Source organism: Pseudomonas sp. WC1, from assembly GCF_050586565.1.
Taxonomy (GTDB): Bacteria; Pseudomonadota; Gammaproteobacteria; order Pseudomonadales; family Pseudomonadaceae; genus Aquipseudomonas.
The window spans coordinates 143,728-157,297 of the sequence record NZ_JBOBDQ010000005.1 but is presented as its reverse complement, the minus strand read 5'-3'; the positions used below and the strand labels follow the sequence as shown (position 1 = coordinate 157,297).

Here is a 13,570-nt window from a genome sequence, read left to right as displayed (position 1 = left end):
CACCCCTGTGGGAGCCGGCTTGCCGGCGATGGGCCGCACAGCGGCCCCCTTGATTTCAGGGCCTGACCTTCTTCAGCTCGTTCAACAACCCCATCAACTGCTCCAGCTTGTCCGCGCCGAACTGGCGCTGGATCTCCTGGTAGTTGCGCTCCATCTCCTCGCTCATCGCCAGGAACGCCTGCTGCCCACGCACGGTCAGGCTGATGAAGATGCGCCGCTGGTCCTCCGGCGACTTGCGCCGCGCCACCAGGCCGTCACGCTCCAGGCGCTTGAGCACGCCGCTCATGCTCGGTTTGAGGATGCAGGCCTGGTCGGCCAACTGGTGGCTTTCCAGCTCGCCCTGCTGGCGCAGGATACGGATCACCCGCCATTGCTGCTCGGTCAGGTCGTGGGCATTCAGGGCCGGGCGGAAGAACGCCATGGTCGCTTCGCGGGCCTGCAGCAGGGTCAAGGTCAGGGAGGGTCTTGGTTGGGTCATCAGGATCAAGGGCTGTTTTATTAAGATATTAATAAAGTGAAATACATTTTCACCCGGGCTGTCCAGCCCTGTGAAAAGTACCAGCGCTCCTGGCAATCACCCATTCCCGCGATGCCTTCCCCATAGCACGATCTGCCGACAGCCAGCCGCCCGGAGCCCGTCGCCGCATGTCAACGCAACCCCGCCTGGCGCTGGCGATATTCGCCCGGCGTCATTTGCGCATGGCGCTGGAAGAAGCGGCTGAAGTACGCCGGGTCCTTGAACCCCAGGCGGTAGCAGATCTCGTTGGCCGAGCCGCCGGTGTACAGCAGCAAGCGCCGCGCCTCCTGCATCAGCCGCTCGAACACCAGGCGCTTGGACGGCAGGTCGGCCATGCGCCGGCACACGTCGTTCAGGCGCGCCTCGGTCACGCCCAGGGCCGCCGCGTAGGCCGGCAGGGTCCAGTGTTCGAGGTAGTGGCGCTCGATCAGTTCGTTGAAACGGTGGAACAGCTGCAGGTCCTCGTGCCGCGCGGGCGTGGCCTCCAGCGAATTGGCGCACAGGCGCAACAGGCTGATCATCACCAGGCGGGCCAGGTCCTGCACGGCGGTGCCCTGCCCGGCCTGGCCATGACCCAGTTCGCCGCCCAGCAAGTCGAACAATTGCTCCAGGCGCTGCACCTCCTCGGCCGCCGCCCCCTGCAGGTGGCCGAGGGCAACGCACGCCGGTTGCAGGCGCGGCCCGAGCGCAAGCCCGGGTTCGGCCTGCAGCAGTTGCCAGACCAGTTGCTGGCGCACGGTCAGCACATGGCCGTCGGCATCGGGCTCGGTGACGAAGGCATGGGGAATGGTCGGCGGGGTGAGGAAGAACATCGGCCCCGACTCGTGGTAACGCTGCTCGTCCAGGTACACCCGCACGCTGCCGGTCTTCACGTAGTGGACCTGGAAGAAACGGTCGTGGCGGTGCACCGGCATGTTGCGGCCGAAGAAACCGGCCAGGTTGCCCAGCCGGTCGTAATGCACCTCGCTGTCGCTGTAGCGCTGGTCGTAGACCTGACCGATGTTGATGTTGGGGATCGGCTGTCGTTCTTTCATTGTTGTTCTCGCAGCGGTGAAACGCGCCGGGGGACATCATCCTAGCACCACCGGCCAGCGGCGAATGCCTTGACGATCGTTAACATATTAAATATAACGTTAACACATTAACAAAAACACCACGAAGCGCCCCCTGTCGCTTCGCCCACCGCAGGAGAAATGCATGAGCCGTGCCTTGCACGAGGTCGCCAGCGGCAGCCTGTTCGGCGTCGCCCTGAACTACCAGGGCCTGCTGCAACAGCATCTGGCGTCCTTCCACGAAGCGCCGTACCAGCAGCCGCCGGTCAAGCCGGTGCTGTTCATCAAGACGCCCAACACCCGCAACGGTCACGCCCAGCCAGTGACCTATCCCTCGGCAGTCGAACGCCTTCAAGCGGGCCCTGCACTGGGCGTGGTCATCGGCAAGGACGCCAGTCGCGTCAGCCTGGACAACGCCCTGGACCACGTGGCGGGCTACACCATCGTCAACGAGTTCAGCCTGCCCGAAGACAGTTACTACCGCCCGGCGGTCAAGGCCAAATGCCGCGACGGTTTCTGCCCGCTCGGCCCGCAACTGGTGCCGCCCACGCAGGTCGGCAACCCCGACGCGCTGGGCATTCGCCTGTGGGTCAACGGTGAGCTGCGCCAGCAGAACAACACCGCCAACTGCGTGCGCGGCGTGGCCCGGCTGATCGCCGAGATCAGCGAGTTCATGACCCTGCATGCCGGCGACGTGCTGATCACCGGCACGCCGGAAAGCCGTGTCGATGTGCTGCCCGGTGACCGGGTGACGGTCGAGATCGACGGCCTCGGCCAGCTGACCAACTCCATCGTCGCCGAACAAGGACTCGCCCCATGAAGCACGCCCGTATCCTGTTCGACGGCCAGGTCCACGCGGTCACCGTCGAAAACGACCAGCAACTGCGTCTGGCCGATGGCCGCCTGGTCGGCGCCGACCAGGTCACCTGGCTGCCGCCGGCCAGCGGTAGCATGTTCGCCCTGGGCCTGAACTACGCCGACCACGCCGCCGAGCTGGCCTTCACACCGCCCACCGAGCCGCTGGCCTTCGTCAAGTCGCCCGGCACCTACACCGGGCACGACCAGGTCAGCTGGCGCCCGGACAACGTCAAGTACATGCACTACGAGTGCGAGCTGGTGGCGGTGATCGGTAAGCCGGCGCGCAACGTCAAGCGCGAGGACGCCCTCGACTACCTGGCCGGCTACACGGTGTGCAACGACTACGCCATCCGCGACTATCTGGAGAACTACTACCGCCCCAACCTGCGGGTGAAGAACCGTGACGCCACCACCCCGGTAGGCCCGTGGATCGTCGACACCGCCGATGTGCCGGACCCGTCGAACCTGACCCTGCGCACGTGGATCAACGGCGAGCTGAAACAGCAAGGCACCACGGCCGACATGATCTTCGACATCCCCTACCTGATCGAATACTTCTCCAGTTTCATGACCCTGCAACCCGGCGACATGATCGCCACCGGCACCCCGGAAGGCCTGGCCGACGTGGTCCCGGGCGACGAGGTGGTGGTGGAAGTGGAAGGCGTCGGCCGCCTGGTCAACCGGATCGTCAGCGAAGCCGAGTTCTTCGCCCGCAACGCACAAGAGGCAACAGCATGATCAAGCACTGGATCGATGGCCGCGAAGTCGAAAGCCGCGACACCTTCGTCAACTACAACCCGGCCACCGGCGAGGCCATCGGCGAAGTCGCCAGCGGCGGCGCCGAGGAAGTCGCCCTGGCCGTGGCCGCGGCCAAGCAAGCCTTCCCGAAATGGGCCAATACACCGGCCAAGGAGCGCGCGCGCTTGATGCGCCGCCTGGGTGAGCTGATCGAGCAGAACGTGCCGCAGTTGGCCGAGCTGGAAACCCTGGACACCGGCCTGCCGATCCACCAGACGCGCAACGTGCTGATTCCCCGCGCCTCGCACAATTTCGACTTCTTCGCCGAGGTGTGCACACGTATGGACGGCCACAGCTACCCGGTGGACGACCAGATGCTCAACTACACGCTCTACCAGCCGGTTGGAGTGTGCGCGCTGGTGTCGCCCTGGAACGTGCCGTTCATGACCGCCACCTGGAAGACCGCGCCGTGCCTGGCCCTGGGCAACACCGCGGTGCTGAAGATGAGCGAACTGTCGCCGCTGACCGCCAATGAGCTGGGGCGCCTGGCCGTGGAAGCCGGCATTCCGGATGGCGTGCTCAACGTCATCCAGGGCTACGGCGCCAGCGCCGGCGATGCCCTGGTGCGTCACCCGGACGTGCGCGCCATCTCCTTCACCGGCGGCACCGCCACCGGCCGGAAGATCATGCAGACCGCCGGCCTGAAGAAGTACTCGATGGAACTGGGCGGCAAATCGCCGGTACTGATCTTCGAGGACGCCGACCTCGAGCGTGCGCTGGACGCTGCCTTGTTCACCATTTTCTCGCTCAACGGCGAACGCTGCACCGCCGGCAGCCGCATCTTCATCCAGGAGAGCGTGTATCCGCAGTTCGTTGCCGAGTTCGCCGCCCGTGCCAAGCGCCTGATCGTCGGAGACCCGACCGACCCGAAGACCCAGGTCGGCTCGATGATCACCCAGCAGCACTACGACAAGGTCACCGGCTATATCCGCATCGGCCTGGAAGAAGGCGCGCGCCTGCTGGCCGGTGGCCTGGAACGCCCGGCCGGATTGCCGGCGCACCTGGCCAAGGGGCAGTTCATCCAGCCGACGGTGTTCGCCGATGTGAACAACAAGATGCGCATCGCCCAGGAAGAGATCTTCGGCCCGGTGGTGTGCCTGATCCCGTTCAAGGACGAGGCCGAGGCGCTGCAACTGGCCAACGACACCGAGTACGGCCTGGCTTCGTATATCTGGACCCAGGACATCGGCAAGGCCCATCGCCTGGCACGTGGCATCGAGGCAGGCATGGTGTTCATCAACAGCCAGAACGTGCGCGACCTGCGCCAGCCGTTCGGCGGTGTCAAGGGCTCGGGCACCGGCCGCGAAGGCGGGCAATACAGTTTCGAGGTCTTCGCCGAGATCAAGAACGTGTGTATATCCATGGGTAGCCACCACATTCCGCGCTGGGGGGTGTAACGCGGGGCTGCTGAGCAGCCCATCGCCGGCAAGCCGGCTCCCACAGGGATCACCGCACACTGTGGGAGTCGGCTTGCCGGCGAAACGAGGGCGAAGCCCTCGCCATGGATACATAACAACAACTCGTTACCGGAGACTCCCATGGGCACACTTGCTCTCGCCGCCAAGATCACCCACGTGCCGTCGATGTACCTGTCCGAACTGCCCGGCCCGCGCCAGGGCTTTCGCCAGGCGGCCATCGACGGCCACCTCGAGATCGGCCGGCGCTGCCGCGAACTGGGCGTCGACACCCTCGTCGTGTTCGACACCCACTGGCTGGTCAACGCCAACTACCACATCAACTGCGCCGCGCACTTCGAAGGCCTGTACACCAGCAACGAACTGCCGCACTTCATCGCCAACATGAACTACGGCTTCCCAGGCAACCCCGAGCTGGGACGCATCCTCGCCGACGAGTGCAATCGCCTGGGCGTGGAAACCATGGCCCACGACGCCACCACGCTGGCGCCTGAGTACGGCACCCTGGTGCCGATGCGCTACATGAACACCGACCAGCACTTCAAGGTGATCTCGGTCTCGGCGCTGTGCACCTCGCACTACCTCAACGACAGCGCGCGCCTGGGCTGGGCCATGCGCAAGGCGGTCGAGGAACACTACGACGGCACCGTGGCCTTCCTGGCCAGCGGCTCGCTGTCGCACCGTTTCGCCCAGAACGGCCAGGCCCCGGACTTTGCCACCAAGGTCTGGAGCCCGTTCCTGGAAACCCTCGACCACCGCGTGGTGCGCCTGTGGCAGGACGGCGACTGGGCCGATTTCTGCGCAATGCTGCCCGAGTACGCGGTCAAGGGCCACGGCGAAGGCTTCATGCACGACACCGCCATGTTGCTCGGCGCGCTCGGCTGGTCGAAATACGACGGCAAGGCCGAGGTGGTGACGCCGTACTTCGGTTCCTCCGGCACCGGCCAGATCAACGCGATCTTCCCGGTCACCCCGCAGGATGGCAGCGCGATCCCTGCCGCCCAGGCCTCGAACCGGGCCGGCGTCACCTCCACAAGCCGCCTGTAAGGAGCATCACCATGCCCCATCTGGTCCTGCTCTACAGCCCGGATATCGAAGCCGACGCCGATATGCCAGGCCTATGCCGCGCCCTGGCCGACTGCATGCTCGCCCAGCGCGACGAACACCATCGCCAGGTGTTCCCCACCGGCGGCACCCGTGTGCTGGCCTACCCCGCCGCCCATGCGGCAATCGCCGATGGCCGCGGTGCCTACGGTTTCGTCTACGCCAACCTGCGCATGGGCGCTGGCCGCAGCGCCGCGGTGCACCAGCAGGTCGGTGACGCGCTGCTGGCGGTGTTGCGCCGGCACCTGGACGCGCTGCTGGAACGTCGCCCGGTCGGCGTGACCCTGCAGATCGACGAAAGCCAGGCCCAGGTTTACGACGCCAAGCACAGCAGCCTGCACCCTCTGTTCACCCGCCAGCCCTGAGGTCTCCATGCTCGACGCCCGTATCATCCAGCAAGCCGCCGCCCGCCTCGACCAGGCCGAACGCACCCGCGAACAGGTCGGCCAGTTTTCCCTGGAACATCCCTCGATCGGCATCGAGGACGCCTACGCCATCCAGCGTGCCTGGGTGGCGCAGAAGATCAAGGATGGCCGCAAGCTGGTCGGCCACAAGATCGGCCTCACCTCCCGGGCCATGCAGGTCTCCTCGAACATCACCGAGCCAGACTACGGCGCGCTGCTCGACGACATGCTGTTCGAGGAAGGCCGCGACATTCCCTTCGAGCGTTTCATCGTGCCCCGGGTCGAGGTGGAACTGGCGTTCATCCTCGGCAAGCCGCTCAAGGGGCCGAACGTGACCTTGTTCGAGGTGCTCGACGCCACCGAGTGGGTGATCCCGGCGCTGGAGATCATCGATGCGCGCATCCAGCAGGTCGACCCACTCAGCGGCGTCACCCGCAAGGTCTTCGACACCATCTCCGACAACGCCGCCAACGCTGGCGTGGTCATCGGCGGGCGTGCGGTGCGGCCGGGCGATATCGACCTGCGCAAGGTACCGGCGGTGCTGTACCGCAACGGCGTGATCGAGGAATCCGGCGTGTCGGCGGCGGTGCTCAACCACCCCGCCAAGGGCGTGGCCTGGCTGGCCAACAAGCTGGCGGCACATGACGTGAGCCTGGAAGCCGGCCAGCTCATTCTCGGCGGCTCGTTCACCCGCCCGGTGGCCGCCCGCCCCGGCGACACCTTTCACGTCGACTACGACCAGCTTGGCTCGATCGCCTGCCGTTTCGTCTGAGGAGCGCCCATGCACATGCCCATCAACACCTTCAAGCAACGCCTGCGCGACGGCCAGGCACAGATCGGCCTGTGGCTCGGCCTGGCCGACCCATATTGCGCGGAGCTGGCGGCCAACGCCGGCTTCGACTGGCTGCTGCTCGATGGCGAGCATGCGCCCAACGACCTGCGCAGCCTGCTCGGCCAGTTGCAGGCGGTGGCGCCCTACCCGGCCCAGCCCATCGTGCGCCCGGTGATCGGCGATACCGCGCTGATCAAGCAGTTGCTCGATATCGGCGTGCAGACCCTGCTGGTGCCCATGGTCGAAAGCGCCGAGCAGGCACGTCAGCTGGTGCGGGCGATGCGCTACCCGCCCCACGGCGTGCGCGGTGTCGGCAGCGCGCTGGCGCGGGCGTCGCGCTGGAACAGCATCCCCGGCTACCTGGACCAGGCCGACGAGCAGATGTGCCTGCTGGTGCAGGTGGAAAACCGCGAAGGGCTGGCCAACCTCGACGCGATCTGTGCCGTCGAAGGTGTCGATGGCGTGTTCATCGGCCCCGCCGACCTCAGCGCCGCCATGGGCCAGCGGGGCAATCCGGGGCATCCTGAGGTCCAGGCGGCCATCGAGGATGCCATCGTGCGCATCGCGCGGGCCGGCAAGGCGGCAGGTATTCTCAGCGCCGACGCGACGCTGGCCCGACGTTACATCGAACTGGGCGCGGCGTTCGTCGCGGTGGGGGTCGACACCACGGTGCTGATGCGCGGCTTGCAGGGGTTGGCGGGCACGTTCAAGGCAGGGACCGCCGCCATCGCCCAGGGCGGTGTCTACTAGCCTGGCCTTGTAGCGCGTAAGCTCGATGTTGGGGCGATCCGGTGAAGCACTGCTGGCTCGCCCGGCAGCACCATGCTAGCCTCCGCGCGCCCCGCCCTGCGGGGTCGCGACAACGTCGAATCAAGGAGTCAGGCAATGGACCTGCAGTTTCTGGGCACCTCCTCCGGGGTGCCTACCAAGGCCCGCAACGTCAGCGCGACCGCGGTCATCGAGGCCACCGGCACCGGTTGGTTCCTGGTCGATTGCGGCGAAGGCACCCAGCATCAGCTGCTGCACAGCCCGCTGTCGGTGCGCGACCTGCGCGCCATCTTCATCACCCATGTACACGGCGACCATTGCTTCGGCCTGCCGGGGCTGCTGGCCAGCGCCGGCATGTCAGGGCGCAAGGAGCCACTGGTGCTGGTCCTGCCGGCCGACCTGCACCCCTGGGTCCGGCAGAGCCTGGAGGTCAGCGACACCTACCTGCCCTTCGAGTTGCAGATGCAGGCGCTGGAGACCTTTGGTGGCTTGAGCCACGGTAACATCCAGGTCGGCGTGGTCGAGCTGTCGCACCGGGTACCCTCCTACGGCTTCGTGTTCGAGGAGCGCGACCCGCAACCGCACCTGGACACCGAGCGCCTGCGCGCCGACGGCATCCCCGCCGGGCCGCTGTGGGGGCAGATCGCCCGTGGCCGAACGGTCGAGCACGAAGGTCGCCAGATCGACCCGCAGGCCTACCTGCAACCGACGCGCCCGGCGCAACGCATCATCGTCTGTGGTGACAACGACCGCCCCGAATTGTTGAGCGAACTGGCCGCCAACGTTGACGTCCTGGTCCACGAAGCCACCTTCACCCAACCGTTGGTCGAACGCACCCAGGCCAGCTTCGGGCACAGCACCGCCGCCGCTGTGGCGCGCTTCGGCGAGATGGTGGGGGTGAAGAACCTGGTGCTGACGCACTTCAGCGCCCGCTACCAGTCGGGCGGTGGGCGCGGCGGTTCCATCGAGGAGGTACGCGATGAGGCGCTGGCGCACTACAAGGGGCACCTGACCCTGGCCCGGGACCTGGCGCGCTATCGGATTGGCCGTGACGGGGTGCTGGTCGAGGTGGAGTAAGGCCCTGCCTTGGCGCCATGACAGACCTCAGGCGATGGCTTCAATGCGCCGGATGCTGCTCCACACTGGCCGCCAGGCAGTAGCGATCACGCCCCTGCCGCTTGGCCTGGTAGAGCGCCGCATCCGCCGCCGCCATCAGGTTTTCCGGGGTCACCGTCGCCAACGTCGGCGCACCCACCGCAATTCCGGCGCTGGCCGTGACATGGCCGTACGGACTGCCACCGTGCTCGATGGCCTGCCGGCGCAGCAACTGCAGGATCTCCTGCACGATCTGGCTGGCCCCCGCGGCATCGGTATCGGGCAGCAGCAAGGTAAACTCTTCGCCACCATAACGCACCGCCAGGTCGCCCGGGCGTTTCAGCGCCTGGCGCAACAGCTCGCCGAAGCGGCGCAGGCACTGGTCGCCGGCCGGATGCCCGTAGCGGTCGTTGTAGGACTTGAAGCAGTCCAGGTCGAGCATCACCAGGGCCAGGGCATAGCCCTGTCGCCGCGCCCGGCGTATCTCCGGTTCCAGCACCGCATCCAGCCGCCTGCGGTTGCCCAGCCCGGTCAGACTGTCGGTCAGGGCCAGCGCCTTGAGGGTCTGGTGGGCCTGGTGCAGGGCACGCTCGATGGCGATGCGCTCGCGCAACTGGCGCAGGACGATCCAGCCGAAGCCGGCCAGGCCGATCAGTACCAGGACCAGCACCGCCACCGACTTGATCATGTCATGGCGCCACGGCGCGATGATCGACTCGCGCGACAACCCCGCCTCCACCACCAGCGGGTAGCTGCTCAGTGCGCGAAACCCGTACAGGCGCGGCGTGCCATCGACCACCGCCACCGCCTCGGCCACCCCTTCGCTGGCATGGGGCAGGTACTTGCGGAAGATGTCGCTGGCCGCCAGGCTGCGGCCGATCACCGGCTCGACGAACGGCCGGCGCACGAGGATGGTGCCGTCGCGCTTGGCCAGCACCAGGGCGCCACGTTCGTCGATCTTGAAGTCGCCGTAGTAGCGCACGAACCAGTCGACCTTGATGGTCCCCAGCAACACCCCGGCAAAGCTGCCGTCGGCATTTTCCAGGCGCCGCGAGATGGGGATGATCAGGTCACCCGTGGAGCGGCTGCGCACCACCGTGCCGATACGCACCTGACGGTCGGGATGGGTGCGGTGATAGATGAAATAATCTCGGTCGGCATTGTTGGCACCCGCTGGCACGTCATCCTTGTCGGTGACGATCCAGCCGCCGTCGGGGCCATAGACGAACAGGCCATGCAGTTGCGGCATGATCTGCGCCTGCTGCTTGAGCAACGCGTGCAGGCGCGGTCGGTCGACATGGGCGAAGCCATCGCCCTCCAGGCGCTCGGCCAAGGCCGCGGTGATCGCGTCCACCTGGCGGATGGCATCCTCGGCATGCTGGGCGGTGGCCCGGGCCAGGTTGCTGACCGCGTTTTCGGCATTGGTGAACACCTGCCGGTAGTCGCGCCAGATCCGCCAGCCCTCCACCAGTACGAAAGCCAGCATCACCACCGCCATGAAGCTGAGCATCAGGCGGAACAGCGACACGGCGCGGCCCTCGCCGGTCACCGGGAAGAGGCCGTCCTCGGTCTGTTTCCTGACTGCGCGCATTGAAGTCCCTTGTCATCGACCCTTGGCCGCCAATGACTATAGTTCAGCGCCGCTTGCGTGTGCCGAGGCTGATCCACACCGGCGCGTGGTCGCTGGCGTGCGCCTCGTTGCGCACCCAGGCGTCGACCCCGGCGTCCTTCAGGTAAGGCGCCAGGGCCGGGTTGAGCAGCAGGTGGTCGATGCGCAGCCCGGCGTTGCGCGGCCAGTGGTTACGGAAATAGTCCCAGAAGGTGTAGACCCGCTCGTGCGGGTACAACTGCCGCAACGCATCGCTCCAGCCCTGCTCCAGCAAACGCTGGTAGCAGGCGCGTGACTCGGGCTGCAGCAGCGCGTCCTTGAGCCACGATTTCGGGTTGTAGATGTCCTGGTCGGTGGGCACCACGTTGAAGTCCCCCGCCAGCAACACAGGGTGATCGGCGCCGCGCAGCGTGTCGGCATGGGCGATCAGGCATTCGAACCAGCGCAACTTGTAAGCAAACTTCGGGCCCGGTTGCGGGTTGCCGTTGGGCAGGTACAGGCAGGCCACCTGCACGCCGTGCACCGCCGCCTCGATATAACGGCTCTGGCCGTCATCCTCCATGCCCGGCAAGCTGCGGCGCACCTCCAGGGGCTGGCTGGCGCGGGCGAGGATGGCGACCCCGTTCCATGACGCCTGGCCGAAGTGCAGGCAGCCGTAGCCGGCAGCCTCGATGGCCGCACCGGGAAACTGCGCGTCGCTGGCCTTGAGTTCCTGCAGGCAGACGATGTCGGGCTGCTCACGCGCCAGCCAGGCCAGCAGGTTGTCGAGCCGGCTGCGGATGCCGTTGACATTGAACGTGGCTATCTTCAGCGCTTTCATGCGTCGGGGTCGTCCACGCGGGCCTGCACCGCGTCTTGCAGTGCCCCCAGGTGGGCCTGGTCGGCCAGCTCCTTGAGCTTGAGCCAGTCGTCCCAGTCGATCGCGCCATCATCGCGCAGCGCCTCGGCCGTGCGCAGCAATTCATGGTGATAGGCGTCGGGCGATTCGCGCCGATAGCTGGCATCGTCGTACTGGGCGTACCAGGCCTCGAGTTCGGGAATGCTGCGTTCGATGCTCATGGTCGGGTTCCTCTGCACCTTTGAAGGTGTGAGCCTTGCTTGTCATCATCGGTTCAAAGCGCGCAGAAAAATTAAACCTTTGCCCGCCGCCGGCCCTCAACCGTACGCGACACTGACGTCGCGCCAACGGATAAGGAGTCACAGATGAGCAATCTGTTCCTCAAGCGGGTCGGGTTTTCCATGGTGCTGGGCATGGCGTCGCTACAGGCCATGGCCGCCTCGTCGGACGACTTCGTCGACGCCGCCACCGAGGCCGGCATCGCCGAGGTGGTGACCGGCAAGCTGGCGCTGGACAAGAGCAAGGACCCGCAAATCAAGACCTTCGCCCAGCAGATGGTCACCGATCACACCCAGGCCAACCAGAAGCTCGGCGACATCGCCCGCAAACTCGACATCAGCGTGCCCGATGAAGCGGCGCTGACCGACAAGGTCAAGAAGATGATCCTGGAGTGGCGTGACGAGTCGTTCGACCGCTCCTATGTCAACAACCAGGTCGAGGCCCACGAGAAAGCCGTGGAACTGTTCAGGAAGGAGGCCGCCTCGTCCGACAAGGCCGAGCTCAAGGCTTTCGCCGGCGAGACCCTGCCCAAGCTCGAAGAGCACTTGAAGCATGCCAAGGAACTACAGGCCAAGCACGGCCAGTAACCCGCCCCACTGAAAAAGCGAGGCTCCCATGAGCAATGATGCACTGCGTTCGGAAGTCCTGACCCGCCTGTTGCACGCCCACCCACAAGGGCTGGGCAAGGAAGTGCTGGACAACTACCGCGGCGAGAAAGCCGTGGCCGGCATGCTCAAGACCCTGCAGGAGCAAGGCTTGATCCACGATGGCAGCGTGAATGTCGAATCCGGACACGCGCTCAGCGTCAACTACCCGATCAAGCTGTCGTCCGCCGGTGTCGAGGCCGCCAGGCAAGCCGAAGGCTGATGCCGGTCCGCCCTGTGGCAATGGTTCGGCCAACTGCCACAGGGCGTGCCAGGGTCTGTACGAAATGTGTCTGCGCGAAGGCCAGACAAGGCGAAACGGGGGGAGGAAGCGGAGTGTACTGGAGTACATGAGCATTCCGAGCCCCGTTTCAACGCAGTATGGGCGAGTGCAGATACATGTCGTACAGACCCTACCGCAGGCCTTCGATGATCGCCTCCATCAACGCCCGCACCCGCCGTGGCTGCACCCGCGTCGGCGCATAGACGATCTGCAGCGCCACCTGCCCGGCGCTGAAGTCCTCCAGCACTTCGACCAATCGGCCATTGTCGAGGTCGTCGCGCACATCGCGAAGCGATTTCAGGCACAGCCCGTGCCCATCCAGCGCCCAGCGGCGCACCTGCTCGCCGCTGTTGGCAACCCGCCGCCCGCGCACGCCGACCGGGTAAGCCGCGCCGTCCAGGCGAAATGGCCAGACCCGTTCGGCGTGGATGCCGAAACGCATGACGATGCAATCGTGGTGGGCCAGGTCGTCCGGGTGCAGTGGCGTGCCGTGGCGATGCAAGTAGTCGGGCGCGGCGCACACCACCCGGCGGTTGTCGCCCAGGGGCCGTGCGCGCAGGGAACTGTCGGCCAGGGTGCCGTAGCGGATGGCGAAGTCGATGCCCTGCCCCACCAGGTCGACGTATCCATCGGTCAGGTCCAGGTCGATCGAGACTTGCGGATGCTCGGCCAGGAAACGGTCGAGCAGCGGCACGATGCAGTGCTGGCCAAGGTCCACCGGCGCGCTCAGGCGCACCAACCCGGAGATCTTCTGCTGGCCGTCTCTGAGACGGCTTTCCAGCTCGTCGGCCTCGGCCAGCAGGCGCCGTGCGCCCTCGGCGAGTTGCCGGCCGGCGTCAGTGAGGCTCAGCGAACGGGTGCTGCGGGTCAGCAGCGCCACCCCGTAGTGTGCCTCCAGCGCCGCCAGGCGCTCGGACACCGTGGCCGGTGACAGCCCGCGCTCGCGGCCTGCCGCCGACAGGCTGCCTTTTTCGATTATGGTCAGGAACAACGCCAGGTTATCCAGCATGCTTTTCGATTTTCCCGAAATATGATTTTGACTTTCGCCTGATTATTGGTGATTTCCTCGCTAAT

General features: G+C 66.2%; 16 protein-coding genes. 10 read left to right on the top strand and 6 right to left on the bottom strand.

Features of this window, described 5'->3' with window-relative positions:
- Window positions 1-55: 55 nt before the first annotated feature.
- Window positions 56-478, bottom strand: coding sequence for a homoprotocatechuate degradation operon regulator HpaR (gene hpaR / locus ACQ4OD_RS04035; RefSeq protein WP_023632900.1), 423 nt, complete (start codon window positions 476-478; stop codon window positions 56-58).
- Between the two features lie 170 nt (window positions 479-648).
- The gene (hpaA, locus tag ACQ4OD_RS04030) at window positions 649-1,551 is read right to left on the bottom strand and encodes a 4-hydroxyphenylacetate catabolism regulatory protein HpaA (protein ID WP_430943915.1); all 903 of its coding nucleotides are present in this window, start codon (window positions 1,549-1,551) and stop codon (window positions 649-651) included.
- 163 nt (window positions 1,552-1,714) lie between these two features.
- Here hpaA and ACQ4OD_RS04025 point away from each other — a divergent pair, with 163 nt between their 5' ends.
- From ACQ4OD_RS04025 to ACQ4OD_RS03990, 8 genes are all read left to right on the top strand, one after another.
- Window positions 1,715-2,389 carry a fumarylacetoacetate hydrolase family protein gene (locus ACQ4OD_RS04025; RefSeq protein ID WP_430943914.1) on the top strand — a complete coding sequence of 225 codons (675 nt, stop codon included), beginning with the start codon at window positions 1,715-1,717 and terminating at the stop codon, window positions 2,387-2,389.
- Complete coding sequence (locus ACQ4OD_RS04020) at window positions 2,386-3,165, top strand: fumarylacetoacetate hydrolase family protein (RefSeq protein WP_430943913.1); 780 nt, start codon at window positions 2,386-2,388, stop codon at window positions 3,163-3,165. Before ACQ4OD_RS04025 ends, ACQ4OD_RS04020 begins: the two co-directional genes overlap by 4 nt.
- On the top strand, window positions 3,162-4,622 hold the full coding sequence (hpaE, locus tag ACQ4OD_RS04015; RefSeq protein WP_430943912.1) for a 5-carboxymethyl-2-hydroxymuconate semialdehyde dehydrogenase: 1,461 nt from the start codon (window positions 3,162-3,164) through the stop codon (window positions 4,620-4,622). The genes ACQ4OD_RS04020 and hpaE overlap by 4 nt, the downstream gene beginning before the upstream one ends.
- 141 nt (window positions 4,623-4,763) lie before the next feature.
- The gene (gene hpaD, locus ACQ4OD_RS04010; protein WP_102685126.1) at window positions 4,764-5,687 is read left to right on the top strand and encodes a 3,4-dihydroxyphenylacetate 2,3-dioxygenase; all 924 of its coding nucleotides are present in this window, start codon (window positions 4,764-4,766) and stop codon (window positions 5,685-5,687) included.
- Between the two features lie 11 nt (window positions 5,688-5,698).
- Complete coding sequence (locus ACQ4OD_RS04005) at window positions 5,699-6,109, top strand: 5-carboxymethyl-2-hydroxymuconate Delta-isomerase (protein WP_102685125.1); 411 nt, start codon at window positions 5,699-5,701, stop codon at window positions 6,107-6,109.
- Between the two features lie 7 nt (window positions 6,110-6,116).
- On the top strand, window positions 6,117-6,920 hold the full coding sequence (hpaH, locus tag ACQ4OD_RS04000; protein WP_430943911.1) for a 2-oxo-hept-4-ene-1,7-dioate hydratase: 804 nt from the start codon (window positions 6,117-6,119) through the stop codon (window positions 6,918-6,920).
- A 9-nt stretch (window positions 6,921-6,929) separates the two neighbouring features.
- Complete coding sequence (gene hpaI / locus ACQ4OD_RS03995) at window positions 6,930-7,730, top strand: 4-hydroxy-2-oxoheptanedioate aldolase (RefSeq protein WP_139671117.1); 801 nt, start codon at window positions 6,930-6,932, stop codon at window positions 7,728-7,730.
- Window positions 7,731-7,865: 135 nt separating this feature from the next.
- The gene (locus tag ACQ4OD_RS03990) at window positions 7,866-8,825 is read left to right on the top strand and encodes a ribonuclease Z (RefSeq protein ID WP_430943910.1); all 960 of its coding nucleotides are present in this window, start codon (window positions 7,866-7,868) and stop codon (window positions 8,823-8,825) included.
- 40 nt (window positions 8,826-8,865) lie between these two features.
- On the opposite strand, the gene ACQ4OD_RS03985 is transcribed toward ACQ4OD_RS03990, so the two are convergent.
- Genes ACQ4OD_RS03985 through ACQ4OD_RS03975 form a run of 3 tightly spaced genes read right to left on the bottom strand, consistent with a single transcriptional unit; the run spans window position 8,866 to window position 11,511 of the window.
- Complete coding sequence (locus tag ACQ4OD_RS03985) at window positions 8,866-10,434, bottom strand: sensor domain-containing diguanylate cyclase (RefSeq protein ID WP_277504257.1); 1,569 nt, start codon at window positions 10,432-10,434, stop codon at window positions 8,866-8,868.
- A gap of 43 nt (window positions 10,435-10,477) precedes the next feature.
- Window positions 10,478-11,272, bottom strand: coding sequence for an exodeoxyribonuclease III (gene xth, locus ACQ4OD_RS03980; protein WP_430943909.1), 795 nt, complete (start codon window positions 11,270-11,272; stop codon window positions 10,478-10,480).
- Entirely contained in the window at window positions 11,269-11,511 is a 243-nt protein-coding gene (locus ACQ4OD_RS03975; protein ID WP_102685119.1) for a hypothetical protein, read from the bottom strand. The genes xth and ACQ4OD_RS03975 overlap by 4 nt, the downstream gene beginning before the upstream one ends.
- 144 nt (window positions 11,512-11,655) lie before the next feature.
- On the opposite strand from ACQ4OD_RS03975, the gene ACQ4OD_RS03970 reads away from it, so the two are divergent.
- Together ACQ4OD_RS03970 and ACQ4OD_RS03965 are read left to right on the top strand one after the other, a co-directional pair.
- Complete coding sequence (locus ACQ4OD_RS03970) at window positions 11,656-12,156, top strand: DUF4142 domain-containing protein (protein WP_023631357.1); 501 nt, start codon at window positions 11,656-11,658, stop codon at window positions 12,154-12,156.
- Window positions 12,157-12,184: 28 nt separating this feature from the next.
- On the top strand, window positions 12,185-12,436 hold the full coding sequence (locus ACQ4OD_RS03965) for a hypothetical protein (RefSeq protein WP_102685118.1): 252 nt from the start codon (window positions 12,185-12,187) through the stop codon (window positions 12,434-12,436).
- Between the two features lie 190 nt (window positions 12,437-12,626).
- Here ACQ4OD_RS03965 and ACQ4OD_RS03960 read toward each other — a convergent pair whose 3' ends face one another.
- Window positions 12,627-13,505 (bottom strand): LysR family transcriptional regulator, encoded by an 879-nt coding sequence (locus ACQ4OD_RS03960; RefSeq protein WP_102685117.1) that lies wholly within the window; start codon window positions 13,503-13,505, stop codon window positions 12,627-12,629.
- Between the last annotated feature and the right edge of the window lie 65 nt (window positions 13,506-13,570).